Origin of the sequence: Vibrio harveyi (assembly GCF_030060435.1) — a bacterium.
Lineage (GTDB): Bacteria > Pseudomonadota > Gammaproteobacteria > Enterobacterales > Vibrionaceae > Vibrio > Vibrio harveyi.
Window position 1 is genome coordinate 1952014 of sequence record NZ_CP125876.1, and the last position, 23230, is coordinate 1975243.

Below are 23230 nucleotides of genomic sequence, written 5' to 3' on the forward strand. Positions count from 1 at the left end.
AATGAAAAAGCGCCTTTCAGCGCTTTCTATACATCTCTTACCCAAACGTCTTTAACGTCTTTTTTAAGAAGGTCAATCACACTCTGGTGAATAAACACTAAACCAAAGTCTTCTTCTAGCTTAAATATTAATCGTTCTTCTAAAGGAACATTGTCTAGTTTAGAAAAATCAAACTCTGTTGATTCAATGTCTAGCCAGTTTAACTTGCCGTATTGTTTTTCTTTGTCCGTCAATTTATAAGTTTGATGGATGTAAGGCATACGATAATCTTCGTAAACTTTAATTTGTTCATCTGTTGGTTGGCTTGGAGAACAATCGACACGAGCGTCTAGCCACTCTACTCCATGTACGACCAGTTTCTCTACTTTTGACGCAATATCACTGATGATAAATAGCTTTGGAGAAAAGGTCATTTCCAAAAGCAAATCTGGCTCTACTGGCACTATTGGCTTAGGGCTTTGCTGGAATGGGAAGTCAGTCAAAGATTGTTTAGATAAAACTATGTAGTTAGTCATTATTCTATTTACCTACTTACACTAGACTCGGGGCGTCTCTTCGGATGTATCAAATGAAAAGGCAACGATACTAGTACTTATTTTACCCTCCTCATCTAAACGGACAAGCGCTTCAAACAACTCGATTGAGAAGAACGTTTTTGTCATTCCGACAGGTTTAAAAACGTGCCTCTTGCTATCCGGAAGTTCCTTAATCTTTTCATCAGATAAGTAAAAACGGGTAGTTACGTCAGTCACTTTTATGCTTTTATCATAATCAACGACATCTACTAAGTTATCTACTGCTATTATGTAGCGCTCAGTTAACACTCCGTCTCCGGAACAGGTTAATTTTGCGGGATAAACTTCAACACCGTATGGGTCGAAACTCATAATTAGTTCAGCAATAGGCTTAGTGACATTAAAAGCACCACCTCTGATTAAATCTAATGCTTCAATTTCATAGATATCATCATCTTTCCACACAATCTCACTTATACAAGAAGTGGGAGTGAAATCATTATCATCATAGAAAGACGACCGACTATCAACGGCAGTAAATAATGATTCACCCTCGTTAAAGTCCTCATTTATGTATGCTATTTCCATCTTAAACCTATAATTTACTAGCAACCTTTAGATAATTGAACTTAAGGGCTTTCTTATAAAAAAGTCCACTCCATATTTCTTCTATCTCCGGCCAAGTCGTATTTTTGTGTGTTCTTTGCTGACAATCTGAGCTTCTACAACCATTTCCTTTTGGAGAAAAGTCATCTCCTGTATTGTGAAGCAATATCGTAAATTCACTTATCATGTCACAAATTCTTTCCGAAAGATCATTCAGTTCTTTTCGATATACAGGAGGTGGCATTTCACAGTGTAGCTTTTCCAACGTCTCTAGCAATTCTTGCTTTACAAACTTATGATAGGCTTTAGAAGGATATGCTTTAATCTTATTTTTGTCTCTGTTCAGCATACTAGCCCTCTTCATTGGATTCCCCCCATTTAACATCGAGGTAGGCTTTGAATTAGAGTACACTTGTTCATCACTCTTAAGATTCAGTTTACTTACTGTATTTCTACCCGTATGACCACTAGAATGCCAAGGCAAACGATACTTGCACGCAACCTTTTTAGCAGTACCTTTGTCACTGCTGGGAAGTATTACTATATTGTCTAAACTGTTCCAACTGTATTCTTTGTTTCGCATCTGTTCTGTTCGCTGAGTTGATAGCTTTTCGAACAAATTAAAGCTAATCAGATGATGTCCAGTAAGAGGACAATCACATTTTTCAGCTAATATATGATTGGCCTTTAATAATGCTTCACCAGAAACATGTCGAGAAAAACCGTTATTGCTCATACTCATTTTTTCCTTCCTGGAAGGACACATTTTTTCTTATGTCGTTTATCGGCAATTGCCCGCTTACACACTCTACAACGAACTGTTTTAGTCCCTTTCTCCTCATTCGCCTTTGCAGAGTTCTTTCCTGACTGAGCAGACTCACCCGTATTATGTTTCACTTTTGCTGGATAAGTTTTCTCGCCCTTACCTAAGATGCGAGCAAAAAGATCATCAAACTCGCCCATCGCTTCTTTTAGTTTGTCGGGTACCATCTTGTCGATGATTTTTACCTCATCCGCTAACTTCAAGAAATACGCACCAAGCTCGTCTGCGCCCATTCTGTTTGCGTATGAAGCCAACTCAGTTGCCACTTCAATACAAGGTTTTAAAACATCACTAACAATTTGGCTGGTTTGCTTGGCGTAATCCATCCAATCTAACGTGCGCAAGAATTTTTCTGGATCGCCTTTACCCATGCCTCTTAAAACGGCTAGCAAAGTATCTTTTGATGTTCCTTTACCGCCTTTTAGTGCTACTTTACATGTGCCTTTGACCGCACTACCAAATGTAGGAACGCAGCCGACAAGGGTAAGTGAAAGCGCTAACCAGTTTTCGGGCTTATCACGCTCTTCTTCGCTCAACAAAGTCATAATGTTCGCTGATAAATCGCGCACGTCAGCGGCTTGGTCTACAACAGGGATCATCGTCAGCGCTGTATTGGCGATGATTTGCTCAACGGAAGCATCATCGTTGAAATCACCAAGAATCACGCCCCAAATCCAACTGGCGGCACCAGACATTCGCGTCCAAGCATTTTCCCAGAAGCCAACTTCACCTTTCTTTGTTTCTTCAATGATCAGTTGAGCGTTCGCACTCGGATTAAAGTTCGGATTGGTCTTAGTTGGCACATTCGGCATAAAGTCTCGGCTGTCCTCGCCGTACTCTATGGCAAACTCACCCGGAGCAACGCCACCGACCGAAGCCTTACCGCTGTTATCCAATGTACCTTCAAATACGGCGCCAGATTGGTCGGTTAAAGTATAAGTTGCGCCTTGAACGGGTTCACCGTCTGAGTATGAGAGGTATAAGTCAACCGTGTAAGTCCCTTCCTGATCTTCCGTAACAGAAACCGATGGGTTTTGTGCGCCACCAAGACACATGGTATTGGCTTTGTTCATGGTCATTTGGTCGGACAGGCGACATACGCCCTTACCTTCAAACTTAACCGTTGGTGAGGCTGAGATGAATTTTGCTTCGGCTTCTATCGTGCAGGATGCGACGCCTTTTTTATCGCCGCCCGCATCACCGGTACTTTTTGAGAACGTACTGCCTTTAATTGCGACACTGTTGCCGCCATCCATTGAGATAGTCGTTGTGCCACCAGCAAGGTCTGCTGATTTAGCATTGTTACCATAAGGGATAGGAACGATCGGCTTGCCGACCTTCGTTAAACAAACATCTGGGAGCGTTGCATTCGCTTCACCACCTGAGCCTTTATGAACTATCGAAAGTCCATTTGCACCAACTGTTACGCCCATAACCAATCCATTTGAATTTTGTTGATTGAATAATAAAAGAGATCGCATATTGCAATCTCTCTAAATACCTAGTGAATTTCACTAATAAGCTAGTAATACTCACGATAAAGCTGAAAACTGGCAGAAGATCTCATTTTGAGTTCTCCTGTTTATCGATACACTTCAAGCAGTTGCTGGAATTTTAAATCGATGACGATGTAGGTCGCTGCATACATGATTGCGAAGGTAATCGCGCTGATACCTAAAATCAGCTTGGGTGAGACAACCCTTTTTAACGGCTTCTTAAGATACTTGGCCTTAAGGTTAACGAGAGAGACTTTCTCTTGCTCTGCCAAGCGTTCGTCTCGTACCAAGCGATAAATGGTATTGCCAATTTCAGCGAGCTTTTCGTTACCGCGTTCTTCACGACCGTATTTTCCCTGAAAACCGAGTTGAAGCAGTAAGTACAAAAATTCAATAACGTGACGGTATTTGCGTGGGTCGGCTTTTAAACGTTCGAGAATGACGAAAAACTTATCACCGCCAGATGTTTCATTGTGAAACTCGGATAGCAAACTGTTCTGGCTCCAATGACTGTTAGCGCCCCACTCTTGTCGGCAGACCGATTCATCAATCGCGGCACACAAACAGTAGCGGATGACCAAAATGGATGCGCGATCCAATTCCATTTCATTGAGCTTACGCTCGCCTTTTCTTATCTCACGAGCCACTTGCTCACGAAACGGCATTGGGTCATCAAGCCAAGGAATCGAAGACATGCAAGATAAACTGGCGATCAACCATGAGAACTGGTCGACCAAAGGGTTGATGCCCATGTTTTCGATGTTTAAGTCTTGTACCGCGATATTACGAGACAGGTCCGGCGCTGGCATCACCTCCATAGGTTTGCCAGGCTCTGGTTGGAATAAAACTACGGTAACGTCGGTTTCTGCGTAACTCATAGACGAACAGCCCATAGTTGCAATGATAAGTTAGCAAAGTCGCCGGCTACGTGAACCGCTATCGCAGCAGTGTTTTTCAGTGCCGCCCACTCTTCACCTGTCTTATCCAGTTCGAAATAGGTGTAGCCAGCGTGGTAAGGCAACGCACGAGGCACAACTGGCATTGGTTTTATCTCGATACCTGGCAGTTGCAGATTGATCAAGTCACGAATGTTGTCGATAGAACCGATCTTCGTTTGGCTAACAAACTGGGTGTGAAGAACATCCAAAGTAACATCTGCTTTAACCGCAAGGATAAAGGTCGTTGTGTCGATGATCTTACTGTCTGGAATCGCTGCAGTTCTAATACCGTAGTTTTGGTCTTTCAACGTCAGTGGGATTGCGCGTTGCTCTGACATCACACTCAATGTCATTTTTGCGCTATCAAGCGTACGCGATAGACAACTGGTTAAGTCGCCATGGTTGTACTTAGTGAACTCGACTGGTCGACGAGATGCAGAACACAAGGTTGAAAGCTCGCCTTCTGCTTGAAGAAGAATGCGATAAAACGACTCAGGGTGAATACCTTCTGCACTGGCGAAATGCCAAAACAATGGTTCATATCGGTTGAGAGCTTGAAGCAGCATAAAATCAGAAACTGAAGATACACCTTGCTGGTCAACAACACCTAAACGCTGAACGATAGACTCTGCGCGATGTTTCAACATAGAGGCAAACTCGGTTGCGAACTTGTTCAGTACAGTTGAAGCATGAATATCAATACAAGTCGGAATAAAGCTATCATCTAAGATGACACTGCCATCTGGCTTCACTTCTGAGATCTTTAGAATTGGAATAGATGTGTACGCACTCTTGTCTTCATGGTCATACATCAAGCAAAAGTTAAGCTTACCGACCACGATGTTTGCCATGTCTTCCGAATCATAACAAGCGTCGACTGCTTCTTGCGATTCCATCGTATAACGAGCACCGTCTTTCTTAGTGCCGAATAGTTCAGAACGCTCAGAGGGTAATGGACAACAAAGATAAACCACTTTATCGGCAATTGAAGGATCAACGTCTTTTACTTCTGGCAGTTCAGCGAGCAGTGGCAGATCAAAAGGGGTTCGGTCTTGAAGAATGCCTTCAGCGCGAGTAATACCAATTTTACCCAACGCCAGCAGTTGCGAGTTAATATCTAAACGCTTAATTCCCCAATGCAAAGGCGATGCATTAGCGCTCAACATACTCGACAGTTTACTTTGCGAACGATCGAGTTGCTGAAAGTGCTGCGGCTTCATGAACATTCCATCTTGCCAAACAACTGGATTGTATAAAGACATGATTTTATTCCTTAAAAGTAAACTTGTTCAATGCCGCGAGTGTTGTCAGAAATTAACTCACTGCCTTCTAACTTAAGTTTGATGTAGTACTCACTCTTCTCTTCAATCACTTCAACTTTGCGCCAAGAAGAGCCATCAATATCGCGAAACGCTACCGAAAATCCGACAGCGCGAGTGGCAGGGTCAAGCTCCAAAAATTCATGGATTTTGTCACCCGGTTGCATTTGGTATTCGTAACGTTTGATGTATTCATCGCCTAACGACGCTTTGTCGTTTTCAAACAGTGCGAAGAAATCTAAGCTGCGAAATAGCACTGGTGATGTCAGTTCATGAACACGCAAAATAACTGGGGAGGATTGACCACCTTCACGAACATTAAGCACAGAAGATGCCTCAATCACTAATTCGACTGAGGACGTTTCGGGTGTAATTCCCGTTGACTCTTTAAATTGGTCCCACATGGAACAACCGGATAGCAAAGCACATCCGAGCAACATCGCAATACTACGCATGACTTCCCTTAATCGCTTTGGTGTAGTTTTTCTTGATCAGACCTTTCAATGACATCTCATTCATCTGGCGACGGTTATTGGCGTAAAACTCCACATATTCACCCCACAACTTTGATTTAGTGGTGAACATAGATTTACTTGCCACATCGCTTGCAAACGTGACAGGGTCATTCGTCTCTGACTGCTCGATCAGCAACTCATTGAGTGCCTTATTAAAAATAATTTGATGGTCGTTGAGCTCATCCAACATTTGCTCTACCAATTCGTTAGGAGATAGAAGGTTCTGGCTGTTTAGCGTCAACATCAGTTCCGCAAGATTCGAATCCGCTTCACTTAATCCCTGTTCACCTTTAAGTGATTCCACCTCATGAAGGTCTTTTTGCAAATTGTCGATACACAGACGAAGACACGTTCCCATTTGCTTAAACAGCAAGGCTTCGTCGCTGATCAAATCTGGATTACTGATCCCTAAACCTTCGTAGAAGGCTTTACTAATGTCAGAGGAAGCGCCTTCTTTCTCTGGGTTCAACGATTCATTGCTAACAAAGCCCACTTTCGTTTCTGTAGTTTTCACTTCTTGTTGAGACGATTGTGTCGAAGGAATAAAGGCTTGTGTTACCTCTTCCCACTTGTGACCGGCAGGCTCTGATCTTTGTGGAGACGGCTGAATTGAGGGATTAGCGCGTTGCTCGAATGGTTGCGAACCAGACTGATGGATTTCAGGTCGCCCCCTCTCTGCTTGAGATGCAAGAGGTTCGGAGTTGGCAAAATCCTCTGGGATAACTGTGCGATTTTGAGCGGACACTATTTCTGGTCCAACTGATGCCTGGCTCGTCTCTGTACCTGCCATCCAATCTTCTGGAATCAAATTAGGGATATCGAATTCTGAGTGAATGCTAAAGCTATCATCAACAACTTGTCGTGTATTTCCGATTGGTTTGGAATGAGAAGCATCTGGCTTTTCGACGTCACGAATAAGATGGTCGTCGTCGCGTTGCATCGAAAACTTCAGGTGAGCGATCGGGTCATCACTGTCCACATCGTCTTGTTTTGTTTCCATGAACAAATCTTCCAATGCACCGACTTTTTCCTCTTCCTCGACCACAGCCTCGCCAAGATTAACAAGAGGGTCATTGGAAACACGCTCTGGAGCAATATCCGCAGCAATGTCTTGAGCAGCCGAAACATGCTCCAATGAAACACCAATCTCGTATTGACCAAGAGAAATCACATCACCGTCCACAATCGAAACCGGCTGGTTCTTGAGGATCTTGTTACCGTTGACCATAGTGCCATTTGTAGACACATCACTGATGTAAAAAGTGTCTCCGTATACGCTGACCAAGCAGTGTGTACCAGAAATAAAACGGTTGTGATCTGTCAAAGCGAGAGTACAGCTTGGCGCTCTACCAACTGAACCGCCACCTTCTGGCATTTCAATATGCTTGGCACCCGTGTATTCCTCTGGACACTTTGAAATGAATAGGACTAGCTGATGTGTTTGCATTGCTAAACCTTAAAATAGTAAAGAGACAGAAAGCTCTACCCCACCAACTCCGTCATTGACTACCGGAAGAATGTAGGAAGCTTGAGGAATAATCTGAATATGTGCATCTGGGTTACTGCCCAGTTTGATTGCAGTGCCGAGAGTAACAACTGCACCAAGTTCGAATTGGTCGATGTCATCAATACTTTCGTAACGAAAGCCATCCGAGTCTACTTTCCAGCGATTCGAATACTGCGAGTAACCAAGAGAAAGCCCGGCGCCAACGTATGGAGTAAAGATACTCCAAGAGCTCAGTGCGTATTGAGGAACGACACGAAGCTCATAGTTTGTGACCTCTTGGTAAATCCCATTTGAAGGAGCGTCAACATCCTCTGTAAGGTAATTAAGACCAAGCCACCAGCGCCAGCGGTTGTTGTTTTCGTCGATCGGACGTGTGTGCACAAGACCATACCGCAACGTATCTACGTCTCCGCTAGAACCTTCGTCATAGTCAATGCTCTCAATCGTAAGCATACTGACCGAGCCACCATACCGCTCACCTTTCGCGACAGCAAAAGTAGAGAACAAACACATGGCTGAGATTAGCCCAACTTGACTTGGTTTTAGCATTTCATCCCTCTTGGAAAACCTAGTAATAATATTCAGGGACGAAAGATATCAAGTCTCTTTTCTTTTTCAATATGGTTAAAAATAGCCCCATTAAATAAGGCAAATTACCTATAAATAAAAGCAATATAACTACTGATATATTCATAAAATCGGCAAAGGTTATTTGTACAGATATTGTGGTCACAATCAAAACAACTAAATTAGCGCGCTCTTAATTAGAAAACCCACTATCATCTAGATTCAGAAATGTTAAACAAATGATTAGTTTTCGATATTGAGACACTTTCGAGACCGACATTGTCTTAATTTTAATAATTTGATCTTAATTCAAAAAAATAACTTTTCTCATAACTACGCTTAATATTAGGAAATCCATTAATTTCATTTTTTGTCTCAACAATTGGAATATACATCACTAAAGCTAATACCAAACAAATCAACATAACCGACTTTTTTTGTGAAGGAACGTCACACTAAGTTAATTTATATTGATTTAGATATTATTTAAGATTCAAATTCTTTCTTTTGCCTATAAAATCCCTCAAAAAAAAGATGATAGCAGTGCATTTATAATTAAATGGTCAACTTCTGCCTTCCATATAATCAGTTGGAATTAAAAAAATATGTTTTTCAGCGACTTCACTCGAAGACCGATCGATGAAAGTAACCCTAGTGGATCAAATCCTAATGGCTTAGATGATTTTGACGAAATAAAGCGTCAAATAAATAACTTAAATAAAGTAACCGGAAGAGTCTCATGGAAGACTGTTCAGACTCTGTCAAAGAAGATTCTTAGCACTCAAGGCAAAGACTTTCGATGTAGCTGTTACTTTACTGTAGCCGCCACCCACAACGATGGCTTAAAAGGCTTAGTTGAGGGTTTGAACTCGTTGCTTGATTTGTGTGTCGTGTATTGGTACACCGCCTACCCTGAACACGCAAAGGCTAATGCTCGTATCAGTGCCATCGAATGGATGGTTGAATACACCGAGAAACGAATCAAAAAACAACGAGTTTTACCAGAAGAACTTCCTCTCATCGAAGCGGCACATCAATTATGTTTACGCATAGAGGAAGAGTTGCGTATTCACTATGGCATTAAGGCTCCATCTTTTGGTCGTATTCGTCGTATCTTGAATCAATGGATTGAAGAGATTAAGGAAGCGAAAGCCAAAGAAGTCATGGCATTAGAAGCGAAGCAAACTAAGCCAGAGCCGCCTAAACCGGTCACTGGAATTAAAGTTGATATCGCACCACCACCGAAGACCAATGCGAAACATATACCACCAGCTCAAGAGCCTGAAACATCCAAATCAAGCCGCGTTGTGCTGCTCTCCGTGGTTGGACTACTGGGTGCGGCTTTGGCTTCTCACTTTATTTATAAGCAACATCAGTTTCAGACACTAAAAGTTGAGATTGAGCATGCCTCTTTGACAGAGCTGACGAACATCGTCGGCTCATTTAGCGTTGAAAACAAAGATCACTCCCTCTCTTTACGTTCAGCAACGATAGAACGATTAGATACGTTGATGACGGATTGGACGCTCGATCCTGTAAAAGTAAGCAGAGTAAATACGATTGATGAGCTCACTCATGAATTGACGGAAATCTACCCTGACTCATCTTCAGCTCAACAACTTCGTGAGAATTTTTTAGATCAACGTTCTCGTTTCGAAAATGAATTCGATGTCATATACAAACGCTTTACCTATGCTAGGACGGTATTCGCTAATGTCGCTAATCAGAATTCAGATAAAGACTCTAAGAAGGCGTATGAGTATAGCAATTCGCTATTTCCCCTTCTGGGTCGAATAGAGTTTGCAGAAAAAAATGCGCAGCAAAAGGAAATTGAGCGCTCCCTCCTTTTACTGAACACCTACCTATATAAGATTAATCAGTTAAAAACTGCGTCAAACGACAATAAATAACAATACAAGTAAAGAAGTTATAGGCTTATGTTCAAACAAAAAATACTAAGAAACCCGATCGTGGTTTCTACCATAGTGGCTTTAATCTTGGCTGTAATATTTGCAGCAGTATATTTATTCTTACTCGAAGATGCAGATAAGCTTTATCTATGGATTGGTCTAGGAGTCATTGCTACCTTTTATCTTATATTCCAGTTTTCACTGTGGCTTAAGAAAAAGAACAACTCAAAAGCACAACGTTTAGAAACCGAAGAAGAGGCGCTTTCAATGGTGATTCGCCCTCTTCTTTCTAACGCTGGAAAAAAGCCAATTTATCTAATGATTGGTAATAAAGGTTCTGGACGACGCCAATTTTTGTTTAACTCCAGTGCGATTAAACCGATGGACCGTTCTCGTACGGCAAAAAATGACTTCTTTGAATGGTATGAGTCTGACAGTGCCGTTTATGTCAAACCAGACCAACGCCTCGTATTTCAAGAGGTATCCAGTAGCGACGCATCACTGTGGAATACATTCGTTGATGAAGTTATTCGTCATCGTCCAAGAAAACCATTTTCTGGATGTCTATTCTTTACAGACTTTGAATTCATGATCGTTTCAGAATCAGAACAAAAAGACTACACGATTACTGCCCTGTTGCAGAGACTAAGCTCTATCAGCGAGAAAACGTCTTCAGCACTGCCTGTTTACATGATGATGTCTAAGCTTGATAAGCTAGATGGTTTCAAAGAATACGTTCATTTCAGCTCTCTTAAGACTCGAGTAGAGTTTCTTTCCATTCCTTTAAAAGAAGCGAAAGGCGTAATCACTGAGTACTATCGTGACGGATTCCGTAACTTAGTGAAAGTGCTGGAAACGAATGCGTTAGACGCATCCGCAAACTCAGCGGATATCGACGAAAAACAAGCCATTCTTGCTTTCCCAAAACAATTTGAACTTTGCCAAGTAGAAATTAGTTATGTACTTGAACGCCTTTGTGATGCAAACAGTGGTGTTTACTCTCTCGATATTCGTGAGATCTTCTTCTGTTCTAGCTTGCAAGGCGGTCGTAAGTACAACTTGTTGGCGAAAAGCTGCAGCAATTACTTCAATTTGCCGATCATTGCTTCTGAGCACACACAACTTACAGAAACCCCTTACTTCTCTCGTTTCTTGATTGATTCTCAGATCTTACCGGAGAGCGACTTTGCGGGAGAAAACAAAACGTATCTGCGCTTGATTCAGCGCCAAAGCCATTTAGCTATGCTGGCATCAGTTATTCTAATAGCTGGCGGCGGCTATTTCTTTGTCACAACACTAGATAGCAACTTGCGTGTGATTAACCAACTGCTCGGCATTGACGACAAAGGGCAGGTAGAACAAGAAGCAAGCTTTAATCAGCTATTAGTGAGTGCGACTCGTGCAATTCAACCTTCATACAGCGCATGGTTAGAAGGTTCTCGTGCGCTTGATGAAGAAGTACTACCTTTGAACATCAGCCGCTTGGACCAAACGACAAGACTGGCCTACGAAGCACTGCTCAAAGAAGTCTCACAACAGCTCATGCCAGTTGTTGAGAAAGGCTACCGTCTGGAACTGACTCATAATCAGCACGACATTACTGCGACACTGCCTTTACTCAAAGGCTACTTAATGCTGAATGATCCATCCAAGCGCGATATTCAATTCCTACGTCGTCAGACGCTACAAACATTAAACGATTTGAGTGACAAACCAGATGTTGTGAATCAGGCAATGCGTTACTTGGATGCTTATTTCCGTACCCAGTTTGCCCCTGTCGACATCAACATGGACATTGTTCGCGCTACTCGACGCTCATTGCTTGCTCACTCTAACGTAGATCTTGTTTATGCTGGTATATTGAACCAAGCAGATGCCATCGACCTTGGTACGCTCGATCTTCAACGCGCGGTTGGCTTCGAATTCAATAACGTTTTCAACGAACCACTCGACGATAACCGCTTGGTCATCGATAAGGTTTACACTTCAACAGGCTTTAGTACCTTCTATCGCCCTCGTGTGGATTTGATGTCACAACAAGTGATCAGTGACAACTGGGTTCTTGGTTTATCTAACCACGTTATCCCTACGAAACAAGAACAAGAAGCGTTCAAAACTCAAGTCCGTAAGAAGTACACCGATGACTACATCAACTACTGGCGTAATGCACTGAGTGAACTGAAAGTCCACCATTACAACAATGTCGGTGATCTAACCAATGCTATCGACTTAATTTCAGGTCCATCTTCGCCGATGACCACAGTGTTAAAGCAAGTCTACGCCAACACTCAGTTCTCCCCTGTCGGCGAGAAGAATGCATTGATTGCTAAAGTAAACCCGAAACTGGCAGAAGCAGCAGATTCGGCATCAGAAGCAGTAGAAGAAGCAGTGAAGCCTGACTACTTGTTAATGAAGCGTGTCGAACAAGCCTTCCACCTGTTGAACCAACTTCAAGTCAGTGAAACACCTAACTCCCCTACTCCGTGGGATGAAACGATTGCAGCATTAAGCCGTGTTCGTACTTATATGAAAGACATCGCTGATGCGCCAGACCCGCAAATGGCCGCACTTGCTGCAGCCCAGCACCGAATGAACAGCACTGAAGCCGATCCATTGATTAAACTTAAGCAGATTGCTCAGAAATCGCCAGAGCCAGTGCGCAGTTGGTTACTTGATGTCGTTCAGCAAAGCTGGTCAGTGATGATCAAAGAATCAGCAAAAGGCATTCAAACCCAATGGTACAGCGAGATTTACACCAAGTTTAAAGAGCTAGGGCTTGGTAAATACCCATTTGATCTGAACGCGACAGAAGAGATCTCAATTGAAGACTTCGAGCTGTTGTTCGCATCAGGTGGTTTATTAGACACGTTTATTCAGAAGAACTTCGCACCGTTTTACGATACTAACTTGTGGACACCAAAACAGGTAGATGGCGAAACCATGCCTCTTTCTCCTGCCCTATTGGTGCAATTGCGCAACTACAACGTTATCCGCGATACGTTAATCAATAAGAGTACAAACCGAGTTTACATCCCGTTCAGTGCGAAAGTACTAGACCTTGATTCGAGTGCTATCAGAGCCAGTCTGAAAATTTCAGACACTGATATCAACTACTATCATGGTCCGAGCCGAATTCGTGAAATGGAGTGGCCGCCGCAGAACGGTGACTTCAATATAAGAATCACGATCCAAGATGTGACAGACGAAGGCAAACAACACGTTCTAAATAAGAGTGGTCAGTGGGCGATATACAGATTGCTAGGTGATTCGACCCTGACAAACACTCATAACGGTAGCTTCGTCAGTGACATAAAAGTGTCAGGAAGGGATTTGAGCCTTCGTATCACCCCTTTGACACAGAAAAACCCATTCACTCTAGCTGAGCTGTATAACTTTACACTCCCAGAGTCGATTTAATAACAATATAAAAACCAGAATAGGCAGAACACATGATTTCAAACATGACTTTACAAGGCTTAGACAAGTTAGATCGTAAAATACTTTCCAGTCTGTTATCTAACGGGCGAGAGTCGATTGCGAATCTATCTCGAAATATCGGTTTGTCTCGTACTGCTGTTGCAGAAAGAATTAATAGATTGGAAAAAACGGGGATTATAAAAGGCTACACTGCACAAATCCGCGTTGAAAATGAAGGTCGCAAAGCTGCCAGCTACCTGCTGATTTCTTGCGAAAAGGGCAAAAAAAACGACGTAACAAATGCCCTTAAAGAAATTCCAGAGGTACGACTGACAAGCGTTGTAGGTGGTAGCTTCGATATTATCGCGCTTATAGAAGCACCAGACCTTCAGTCTATTCACCATCTATGTAATGAGATTGAATCTTTTAGCGGTATTCAGAAGCTCGACACGACGGTTGTTCTTCATCAACCAATCAGCCGATAAGTTTTTGGTTCCCGCCAAATATTCTATACAGACGAAAAAGCCGCGAACAACTCGCGGCTTTATTGTAACTGGCGTTTTCCCCATCATATGCTAAGCATTAGATGCTGCCAATCAGGCGAATCTTAGCGTCTTTGTCACCCGGATTACCAAGCCAAAATGTTTGCCCTAACTGGTTCCCTTCCCCATTCCCCAGTTGGTTTTCAGGGATAGTATCGAGGTTAACCGTTAGCTTAAGATCCCAAGACATCGGGTCACGCAAAATAAAACGCATCAAACCTACTAAGGTTTTATGTAACTCACCATCGTAAGAAAACTGCTTAAAAGTTTCAAAATCAATGTTGTCGATGCACAAATTAAACTTACCGTTTAAGTCTGCAATGCTTTGCCCTAAATGTAAGCTTTGACCTAACACACAATTGGAACGGTTTAGTTTGTTTCGCTGACTTTCAGCAATTTCAACACGCCTATATACCCACTCTTCGATACGGACACTAGGTAACGAAAAGTAGTGTGAAACTATACCTGAAATCAACTTAGGAGAACGTGTGCGTGTGGACAGTTGGTTCACGTAAGAGAGAATTTTCGCTCGATCTAACTCAGCGACGTCGCAATCTTGCATTACGCCGGATAGACCAGCCAAATGCAGTATACGCCCGGAAAAAGCGTCGTTCGCACCACTTTGATACTGTACATGGTAACGGTATTTCTTCCATACGCGATACAGCAAACTGGTATAGCGATTATGGAAGAAATCAAAAAAGTCTTTTACCGGATTGTCATCTGGGTCTCGCCCTGCAAGTTTCTCAGTATAAGAAGCTGGCAGTGGTGAGCTAGAACCATGCAATCCAAGAAAGTTCGTTTCTACGCGTGAATACTGCTGCCCGTTTCTTTCCATATGGGTGATAAATTCCATATCGCTCTTTGGAAAGCAAAGGTTTGACGACACACTGAACTCGATACGTTCTTGATGAAAGTATTTGTTCTCACCGACTGCGATAAAGTTAGAATTTGGGTCAAGCTGGTAATGCTTCTCAAGCAGCAACACCGCTTGGTAGAAGCTAAACTCATTCGACTTATCAGAAAGTGTATTAATCATAGAATCGTCTGCTGCCCAATGAGGCTTGCCCAGTTGTAAACTTCCCCGGTTGCTTCATCAAACACTTCCAGCTCGGTAAAAGAGTTTACACTCGAATACAGACGAATGAACTCGTTCAGTACCGTTGCCATGAGAAACATATCGCCTTCGTTTACGAAGAATTGAGAGTTAGTAACCAACTTAAATTGATTACCACGTACTGAAACGCCTCTGAACACACGGTCGATTGGTTTCATCTCTGAAGAAATAATGCCATCAAGTCGATGAATCGACGCGCGATGTGCTTGCCTGTCTACACGAGAATGAAAGTCGTAAGTAGAGAGCAGAACTTTCAACACATCGATATTCGCTAAAGACAAATAGTTGAGCGACATATTGGCGATCAGCTGCCATTGAAGCTCGCCGTTTACCTGAGGGCTGACCGATTGGGTCGGTTTTGTGATGTTTCTAAACGTCGCATACGTTGGTGATTTATGGGTTGCATAAGTGATGTCACCGACCGACAGACGTTCGGCTAGGTCCGCGTTACTGCATTGCAGTTTCATCAATACTGTTTCGGTACCTAAATCCGCAATGTCACCATTGTGAGTATGGAACGAGATATAGCGCTCTAAACCCCTTCCGCTTACTCGCTCGCCTACCTTCGATTTGTAGAACTCTCGTTTATCACGTTGGTTGATTTGGTGCTCAAAAGACTCGAATTCGATAAGCGGTTTGCGACGGCGATCATCTTTACTCCAGCTCTCTACTTGCTCAATCGAATACACTTCATAGTGTTCTTGGGTGCTGCTCTGCGGGCGAACTTTGTATTCATTCCGGCGGTGCTCTAAACGAATTGGGTCCCCATCCTTTTGGAACAAGTTTACGGCGGGTGTGCAATGCAGCCTTAAATGTTTATCTTTAAGCACGACTTCTGATGGCAATGCGCGCTTAAAGTGGAATTTGATTTTCACCGTACTGCGCTGTGGGATGCCTTTTAGCCACTCGAGTCCTTTAATATCGAAGAACATAAACTTATCTGGCAAAGAAAAGAACTCTTGCAGCAAACGATAACCCGCAAATGAGTTTTTGCTATAAGGCAGCAGCGCCTCATCTTCTTCATGCCCTACTGGCTTAACGTATTCTGGACCAAGACGATGTTTGTAGCCGCCACCGACATCCAGTTCAACGTAATCCAAATAACGGAATAACCATAAAAACACTGTGCGAGTGATATGAATCTCACCATGCAGGTGTAGACGCAACGTATCCAAACCGATGCGGGACAATTCAAGTCCATGCTCGGTTGACACCGTGACATCAATCGCCGAGCTGGTGCGACTGTTGGTTTGTTCAATGTTGGCAATCGTGATTGGGTATAGATTTACATCGTAACAAGTGCGGAAAAGGCACTGAGTACCTTCCACCTGTTCGCTTGCCATCTCTGCGCCACGTTTTACTAGGGTTTTCTCAGTAACACTGCCCGTATGTGGTTTGAGTTCACTGATACACAAAGACGGAATCGAGCGCATGTAGTGGGGCCAAAGCAACGTCATTAACGATTGTGTTAACTCTGGTAGCTCATCGTCTATCTTTTCTCGAATACGCCCGGTCAGAAAAGCAAAACCTTCAAGCAGTCGCTCGACATCTGGATCGAAGGTTCCTTCAGAGAGAAAGTGAGTTAACTTCGGGTAATATTTGGCAAACTCACTCCCCGACTCACGCAAATACGTGAGTTCATCTTGAAAGTATTTACTGTTACTCAAGTGGCACCTACTAAACGTTAAATTGACCGTCGGTTCCCATGTAGACATCGATCGACATTGGGACTTTACCGCCGTTATGGGAAACTTCGCCGTGAATACCAAAACCGAGTTGTAGTGGGTTATGGTGATCTTCACGGTAATGAACCTCGACATTCAGAAGCCTCGGCTCAAAGCGTTCTATGGTTGATGTGATGTTCTTTTGAATATGACGAACGAGGTTCGTATTGTTGGAAAGCACGTCGTTAAAATCTGGCAGCCCATAATCACTGTCTATCATCGCGTTACCAGAATGCGTGTTCAGCAAATCAGCAAGATGAGAATGAATGGACTCGATCAAATGCTTGTGAGACATCACTTTCTCGTAGCAATTCTTTGGTTCACCTAGCTCGATCCGCTCTAAAAGACGATAACCTTTTTCCATGTTCGGTCCTACGAAAAAAGCAGCCAGTCTTCACTGGCTGCTTGTTGGTTTAAGCAAAGGGCTATTGGTCTAGTTTACCAACCAGAGACAAGTCGAAGCTTGCGCCCATGTACTTAAAGTGAGGGCGCACAGACATTGATACTTTATACCAGCCTGGGTCCCCTTCTACGTCTGATACTTCAACCTTAGCAGCGCGCAGTGGACGACGACCACGAACTTCCGCTGGCGGGTTCTCCTGGTCAGAAACGTATTGACGAATCCACTTGTTCAGTTCGATTTCTAGGTCAGAACGCTCTTTCCAAGAACCGATTTGCTCGCGTTGTAGCACTTTGATGTAGTGTGCTAGACGGTTGATGATGAACATGTAAGGAAGCTGAGTTCCCAGCTTGTAGTTCATCTCTGCTTGTTTGCCTTCTGGCGTATTCGCAAACACTTTTGGTTTTTGAACTGAGTTTGCAGAGAAGAATGCTGCATTATCAGAACCTTTACGCATGGTTAGCGCAATAAAGCCCTCTTCTGCTAGCTCATACTCACGACGGTCAGAAACAAGGATCTCGGTTGGGATCTTGGTTTCGATTTGACCCATTGCTTCAAAGTTGTAAACCGGTAGGTCTTGAACTGCACCACCACTTTGAGGACCAATGATGTTAGGACACCAACGGTACTTAGCAAAAGATTCACTGATCTTAGACGCCATTGCGTACGCTGAGTTACCCCATAGGTAGTTGTCGTGGCTATCTGTCACTTGCTCATCGTAGTCAAACGCCTTAATTGGGTTATCTTCTACAGAGTAAGGCGTACGTAGCATGAAGCGAGACGTACATAGACCTAGATAACGCGCATCTTCGTGCTCACGCAGACCACGCCATTTCGCGTACTGTGGCCCTTCGAATACAGATTTAAGATCTTTTAGGTTTGGTAATTCTTCGTAGCTGTCTAAACCGAAGAATTTAGCCGATGCTGACGTGATAAATGGAGCATGAGACATTGCACCTACGTTCGCCATGTATTCCATCAGTTTGATGTCTGGCGACGACGCTGACATGTCGTAGTCACAGATTACCGCACCAACAGGTTTACCACCGAATTGACCGTATTCACGCGTGTAGATTTGTTTGTAAAGACCAGACTTCACCACTTCTGGTGCGTCTTCGAAGTCATCAAGAACTTCATCTTTCTTCGCTGAGATCAGTTCAATTTGAATGTTCTCACGGAAGTCGGTGTGGTCAACAAGGTACTTAAGACCACGCCACGTTGATTCAATCGCTTGAACTTCTTCGCTGTGAAGAATCGCATCAACCTGCTTAGACAATTTTTGGTCGATTTCAGAGATCATCAAATCAACTAAAGATTGATCTACTTTCTCTGTGTTCGAGCTGCTTAGTAGCTCACTGATGAATGCTTCTACGCCGCGTTTCGCAACGTCAAAACCTTCATCACTTGGCTTTAAACGAGTTTCGTTAAGAATGCTATCCAGAAGTGAGCCTGATTCAACTAAGGCTGCTTCTTGTTCTGGCGCTTGTGCTTCTGCAGACATGATATCCCTTACTCTTCTTTCGCTTCTTGGTCATCGCCAATGCTTAGTTCATCCAACAGTTTCTTTCTCGCTTCTTCATCTTGAAGAACCGATGCGATCTTCTTACGGAACGCAGGAACGTTACCTAGTGGACCTTTAAGTGCAACTAAGGCCTCGCGAAGCTCAAGCAGGCTGTTTAGTTCAGGTACGCTTTTCGCGATCGCTTCAGGAGAGAAGTCCTTCATGTTTTGGAACGTCAAATCAACGCCGATTTGACCACCTTCTTCATCAGAAAGACGGTTTTCAACGTTAACTTTAACGTTTGGAGACATGCCTTCTAGCACTTCGTTAAAGTTGTCTTTATCGATATTAATTGGAGTACGTTCTTCGATTGGCGTCTCATCTGCACGTGCAGTAAAATCACCAACAACCATCATGCTCAGCGGCAGCTCTACGTCATCTTGCGTATCACCAGTTGCTGGAACATAACGGATATTAATTCGCTCTTTAGGAGCCACCGAGCCGTCACGTGACATAATTAGTTCCTTATTTAACTCTTTAATTAGTCATAAATTGCTTTCCACTCTTCATACTTCTCAGGCAAAAGGTCCTTACTTCTGAATAACTGATGGAGTGTTTTTCGAATCAGGTCTTCTAACTGTGACGATAAGTGGGGTTCCCAGCTCGCGAGATTAAACGCTTTTTGTACTTCCCAACCCTTCTCAAGATAAGGCAGACACAACGGGTATAATCCAACAGACTGGTAAGCTGCTATCAATTGTAAATACAGCATGAACTGTCCACGTCCCGAGCTATCCAGCTCAAGTTTGCGGGCAAGTTCAGCGGCATATTCCCCTAGATTTTCTAGAGTGATATCCTCCATCGGCAGCGAATCTTCTTCAGAAATCACAACCGTTTGAACAACGGGTTGAGAAGACGAAGAAGTTGCATCTTGAGTCGATAACCAGCTCAAGGTAGCTTCATCTGCAAATGGCAAAGAATTCTTAAATGTGAGGTACTCGATGCCCTCTAGCGAATCAACAAAACGCTTCACTTCCTGTTTCACAGCAATTGCTGCGTCATCAAAACCCAAGTTATTGAGCATCAAAGACACTAAGTAGTGACCCGTCAGCCAAAACGGCGCATCAGTTAATGTGCGCTCCAAGCGTTTGATGGTGTCGATATCGCTTTCTTGATTGGCTTTATCTCGGTATTCCGTTTGTTGATCGGACGATACCGCCAAACTCAAAGGCGTTTGATTGTTTTGATGATCAGGCAGACCGTCAATGTCATCCCACGTTAGATGACGATAAATTCGGTAAGCCAGAGGATCACTTGGGTTGGCATGAAGCATCACTTCCGCGACTTTCTTCAAGGTGCGTTTCGAAGCGGTTGGCGACGAGAAGTCCGTATCGATATCGACTTCTTTTGTGACGGCTTTCTTAACTGGTGCAGGTTTAGAAGTCTGCAAAACCGTGTTAGATGCCTTAGTTTGCACATCACTCTGCGCTGGCGTTTCTACCACTTCGGCTTTGGCAGGCTGTGCTGCTGGTGTCGCTTGTTCTAGAGTCGCTGTTGCATCGTCGCTCTGATTGTCGACAGCAACTTGTTGAGACAACACATTTAACTGCGTACGAATCTCGAAGAAGTCCGCTTCCGAGTCTTGATAAACGTCGTCGTACTGACGCTGTACATCTTCGATGGTTGAAATACAACTTGAAACTAATGCCCAAGACTGAGGGCTTTCAGCCAACTTGCTGCTCACCAACTTAAATTGATGGTTCAGCCACTCCACTGCGCCATCTCGACCTCGCTTTCGCGACGGATACAGTTCAACACCAAAACGATTTAACGCCTCACTAATCAGCTTCAGACCTTGTTCAAAGCCTTGCAGTCCAAACTCTTCTGTTAGAGCGCGAACGAGGTAACAAATTGCTTTTAAATCTTTGCTGTGATGCTCTAGAACTTCAGTGGCATGTGTTTTTACGACGCTCCAATCTACCGTTTCACCAAACAATGAGCCGAATTTCTTTACTTCGGATTCCATCATTTCATAGCAAAATTCGTAGCGAGCATCCTCACCTACAGGTGCGGAATCAGAGATGGGAGCGAGCAAGCGTTCAATTTCAATGACTGACATTAACTTCTCCCCTCTGCTAAGTAGTCTCTCAGAGCGCGTTCAACCGCGATTGCACCACGCGCAGGACGAGAAAGTTGATGACTTTTATCAATGGAGTCTCTAGCCATGCTCTCAAGCAGGTCGGTAATTTCGCCAAATTTCTTTGGGGCATTTCGCTCAAGGTCGGATAGTGAATCGTGCAGCTTTTGCTTATCAAATACGGATTGCTCAGTGACGGTACTAAACAAAATGAACTCGCTTCGAGCAACAATGAGATCCGTCACCTTTTTGTTGAGCTCTGGCGTACTACCAAAGTAAGCTTTAGCGGCTTTAGCCTCTTCAATGGCTTTGGTATAAAAGTGATCTTTTGCGTGTGAATCGATAGACGCATTGATATTTTCCATCACTTTGTTTGGCAAGACTTGGCTATAGAAATAAGCTTCAGATTGATTTAATAACCAAGCAGCTTTCATTTCTTCGTCTGCAAGCTTTGCTTCGCCATCGAGGATTAAGTTCGCAATCTGTTCGTCTTTACTTCCTGCAACAGCAGAGATCTTCATTGAATCTATCGAAGCAACATTCAAACCAGCCATCACTTTGGTCAAGGTTTTGTCTGCGTATGGGAATAATGCTCCATCATCAACGAGTTTTTCTCGCAGCGTGACCAGCTCTTTGCGTAAATCCACCAGCGTTTTTGGTAACTCATCCGCCAAAGCTTGATAAGACGTCAATTGAGCCTGATTCTTTTTGTACAACTTAGACAGTTTCATTTGTTGTACTTGGTAAGCTTCACGATAAGGCGCAGTCGAAATCACGTCTTTTTCCATATCGTTAAGTGCAGTTTCAATCGCCCAAGGGGGTTGAGCCAAAAAAGAAGCCGTTTGCGCTGGTTTGATGGTGCTCACCAGTGGTGTTTCCGTTTGCGAGATAGGCTGCGACTTAACGATCGTTTTCCACTCTGGCTGATTCTGCTGGTACAAGTAGTGACCCGTTACTGCCACCACACTCAATACCAAACTCGCTTCTAGCACTTTAAAGCGACCGTAACTCGCTTTATCTTGAGGTTTACAGTGTGTCAATAATAAATCGGCATTGCGTAAACTGCTAAAAATAGGTGCATTCGATTGTGAATCAATAGATTGAGTGTCAATACGTGCAAGTTGCTGGGCAAAGGAAATTGCCGTGTAGCCGTGCCCTCTTGGGTTATTAATCACCTGCTTAAGCAGTTTCCAAATATGGTTTGGAATTAATGCCGGACGTTTGCGATCTTTTAACTGTTTGTGCCAAGCATCACCAAAGATCGAACCAATAAATAGATGGCCAGTTAATAGCGCGAGCGAATAAACATCGTCTTGTGGTTCTGTCGTACCTGTCTCGAGATACAGGGGTGACGCATAACTCAAACTCGCTTCAGCATGAGACTCGGTTTCACCGATGTAGCGCGCGGCACCAAAGTCGATCAACTTAACGTAGTCGCCCTCACTAACAAGAACATTTGACGGCTTAATATCAAGATGGCAAATACCTCGGGTGTGCATAAACTCCAGCGCACCCGCAAGTTGATACACTAACCAAGCAATGTGGTCGTGGCGAAAACCTTTAGAGGAATGGCGTTCCATCTTCTCTGCCAGTGATTCACCTTGAATCCACTCGTACATTAAATATGGGCGTTCGAATTCGTTACCGATCTTAATAAAATCAGCGACGCTTGGGTGCTGAGAGAGCTCTAATCTGCTTGCTTCATTGACCAACATTTTATTGGCAATATCTGGGGCGTCTTCATTGACGACTTTACAGCAGATTTGTTTTTCTGGTTGACCCTTTTTGGCGAGATGATAGACGGTCGTCCTACCATTTTTCGATAACATTGTGTCTAGCACATCAAATTGTGAAAAAAGTACATACTCAAGCTTTGGCTTATTTTTTTGCGCCAATCTTTGCTCGTTCTGTTTCTTTTTCTCAATGGCTTTAACAACCAATTGATCAATATAACCTTTGGCTGCTCCCTGCTTATCTGACACTTTGCACTCTTTTATCGAACAAATATTATTAGGCCGAAATAATATTTGCTGAAACATCCTTGTTTCAAGGCTGGTATTTAAAACGAACGGTAAACCTATTACTTTAGTGATAATTACTAAGTTATTAGACTCATTAACTTACGCTTTCACTACATCAATTATGTTGTTTTTATCGAGTAAAGGTTCTTGAAAAGACTTCAAGGATATTACTTTA

19 protein-coding genes are annotated in these 23230 nt (G+C 43.3%); 3 read left to right on the plus strand and 16 right to left on the minus strand.

The features are described from left to right. Nucleotides 1-26: 26 nt before the first annotated feature. The 9 genes from QMY49_RS25255 to QMY49_RS25295 all read right to left on the minus strand — a co-directional run bounded on the left by QMY49_RS25255 (nucleotide 27) and on the right by QMY49_RS25295 (nucleotide 8268). Nucleotides 27-515, minus strand: a complete 489-nt coding sequence (locus QMY49_RS25255; protein ID WP_005449451.1) for a hypothetical protein — start codon at nucleotides 513-515, stop codon at nucleotides 27-29. 21 nt (nucleotides 516-536) lie between these two features. Further along, the gene (locus QMY49_RS25260) at nucleotides 537-1103 is read right to left on the minus strand and encodes an imm11 family protein (protein WP_005449454.1); all 567 of its coding nucleotides are present in this window, start codon (nucleotides 1101-1103) and stop codon (nucleotides 537-539) included. A gap of 7 nt (nucleotides 1104-1110) precedes the next feature. After that, nucleotides 1111-1857, minus strand: a complete 747-nt coding sequence (locus QMY49_RS25265) for an AHH domain-containing protein (RefSeq protein ID WP_100224515.1) — start codon at nucleotides 1855-1857, stop codon at nucleotides 1111-1113. 2 nt (nucleotides 1858-1859) lie between these two features. Continuing rightward, nucleotides 1860-3377: a PAAR-like domain-containing protein gene (locus QMY49_RS25270; RefSeq protein WP_283315205.1), complete on the minus strand. Its 1518-nt coding sequence runs from the start codon at nucleotides 3375-3377 to the stop codon at nucleotides 1860-1862. 149 nt (nucleotides 3378-3526) lie between these two features. Continuing rightward, complete coding sequence (gene icmH / locus QMY49_RS25275; protein ID WP_025505396.1) at nucleotides 3527-4318, minus strand: type IVB secretion system protein IcmH/DotU; 792 nt, start codon at nucleotides 4316-4318, stop codon at nucleotides 3527-3529. After that, nucleotides 4315-5640 carry a type VI secretion system baseplate subunit TssK gene (gene tssK / locus QMY49_RS25280; RefSeq protein ID WP_283315207.1) on the minus strand — a complete coding sequence of 442 codons (1326 nt, stop codon included), beginning with the start codon at nucleotides 5638-5640 and terminating at the stop codon, nucleotides 4315-4317. The genes icmH and tssK overlap by 4 nt, the downstream gene beginning before the upstream one ends. Nucleotides 5641-5651: 11 nt before the next feature. Then, entirely contained in the window at nucleotides 5652-6152 is a 501-nt protein-coding gene (gene tssJ, locus QMY49_RS25285; protein ID WP_005449460.1) for a type VI secretion system lipoprotein TssJ, read from the minus strand. Further along, on the minus strand, nucleotides 6145-7659 hold the full coding sequence (locus QMY49_RS25290; protein WP_009696476.1) for a type VI secretion system-associated FHA domain protein: 1515 nt from the start codon (nucleotides 7657-7659) through the stop codon (nucleotides 6145-6147). Before QMY49_RS25290 ends, tssJ begins: the two co-directional genes overlap by 8 nt. A 9-nt stretch (nucleotides 7660-7668) precedes the next feature. After that, nucleotides 7669-8268 carry a hypothetical protein gene (locus QMY49_RS25295; protein ID WP_005449462.1) on the minus strand — a complete coding sequence of 200 codons (600 nt, stop codon included), beginning with the start codon at nucleotides 8266-8268 and terminating at the stop codon, nucleotides 7669-7671. A 623-nt stretch (nucleotides 8269-8891) separates the two neighbouring features. Between QMY49_RS25295 and QMY49_RS25300 the strand changes: the two genes are divergently transcribed. From QMY49_RS25300 to QMY49_RS25310, 3 genes are read left to right on the plus strand one after another with little or no spacing between them, the layout of a single operon-like run. Beyond that, entirely contained in the window at nucleotides 8892-10196 is a 1305-nt protein-coding gene (locus tag QMY49_RS25300; RefSeq protein ID WP_283315211.1) for a type VI secretion system ImpA family N-terminal domain-containing protein, read from the plus strand. A 27-nt stretch (nucleotides 10197-10223) separates the two neighbouring features. Continuing rightward, a complete protein-coding gene (gene tssM, locus QMY49_RS25305) occupies nucleotides 10224-13613 on the plus strand; it encodes a type VI secretion system membrane subunit TssM (RefSeq protein ID WP_283315213.1) in 3390 nt (1129 codons plus the stop codon). A gap of 32 nt (nucleotides 13614-13645) precedes the next feature. Continuing rightward, nucleotides 13646-14098 carry an Lrp/AsnC family transcriptional regulator gene (locus QMY49_RS25310; protein ID WP_005449466.1) on the plus strand — a complete coding sequence of 151 codons (453 nt, stop codon included), beginning with the start codon at nucleotides 13646-13648 and terminating at the stop codon, nucleotides 14096-14098. A 97-nt stretch (nucleotides 14099-14195) separates the two neighbouring features. Here the strand turns inward: QMY49_RS25310 and tssG are convergent, their stop codons facing one another. From tssG to QMY49_RS25345, 7 genes are all read right to left on the minus strand, one after another. Further along, nucleotides 14196-15194 (minus strand): type VI secretion system baseplate subunit TssG, encoded by a 999-nt coding sequence (gene tssG / locus QMY49_RS25315; protein WP_050933118.1) that lies wholly within the window; start codon nucleotides 15192-15194, stop codon nucleotides 14196-14198. After that, nucleotides 15191-16939, minus strand: a complete 1749-nt coding sequence (gene tssF / locus QMY49_RS25320; RefSeq protein WP_283315218.1) for a type VI secretion system baseplate subunit TssF — start codon at nucleotides 16937-16939, stop codon at nucleotides 15191-15193. Before tssF ends, tssG begins: the two co-directional genes overlap by 4 nt. A gap of 10 nt (nucleotides 16940-16949) precedes the next feature. Further along, nucleotides 16950-17360: a type VI secretion system baseplate subunit TssE gene (gene tssE, locus QMY49_RS25325; protein ID WP_005449472.1), complete on the minus strand. Its 411-nt coding sequence runs from the start codon at nucleotides 17358-17360 to the stop codon at nucleotides 16950-16952. Nucleotides 17361-17421: 61 nt separating this feature from the next. Continuing rightward, complete coding sequence (tssC, locus tag QMY49_RS25330; RefSeq protein ID WP_005449474.1) at nucleotides 17422-18897, minus strand: type VI secretion system contractile sheath large subunit; 1476 nt, start codon at nucleotides 18895-18897, stop codon at nucleotides 17422-17424. Between the two features lie 8 nt (nucleotides 18898-18905). Further along, the gene (tssB, locus tag QMY49_RS25335; RefSeq protein WP_005449476.1) at nucleotides 18906-19412 is read right to left on the minus strand and encodes a type VI secretion system contractile sheath small subunit; all 507 of its coding nucleotides are present in this window, start codon (nucleotides 19410-19412) and stop codon (nucleotides 18906-18908) included. Nucleotides 19413-19438: 26 nt separating this feature from the next. After that, complete coding sequence (gene tssA / locus QMY49_RS25340; RefSeq protein WP_069218589.1) at nucleotides 19439-21016, minus strand: type VI secretion system protein TssA; 1578 nt, start codon at nucleotides 21014-21016, stop codon at nucleotides 19439-19441. Next, nucleotides 21016-23016 carry a serine/threonine protein kinase gene (locus QMY49_RS25345; protein ID WP_069218588.1) on the minus strand — a complete coding sequence of 667 codons (2001 nt, stop codon included), beginning with the start codon at nucleotides 23014-23016 and terminating at the stop codon, nucleotides 21016-21018. The genes tssA and QMY49_RS25345 overlap by 1 nt, the downstream gene beginning before the upstream one ends. Nucleotides 23017-23230: the final 214 nt, after the last annotated feature.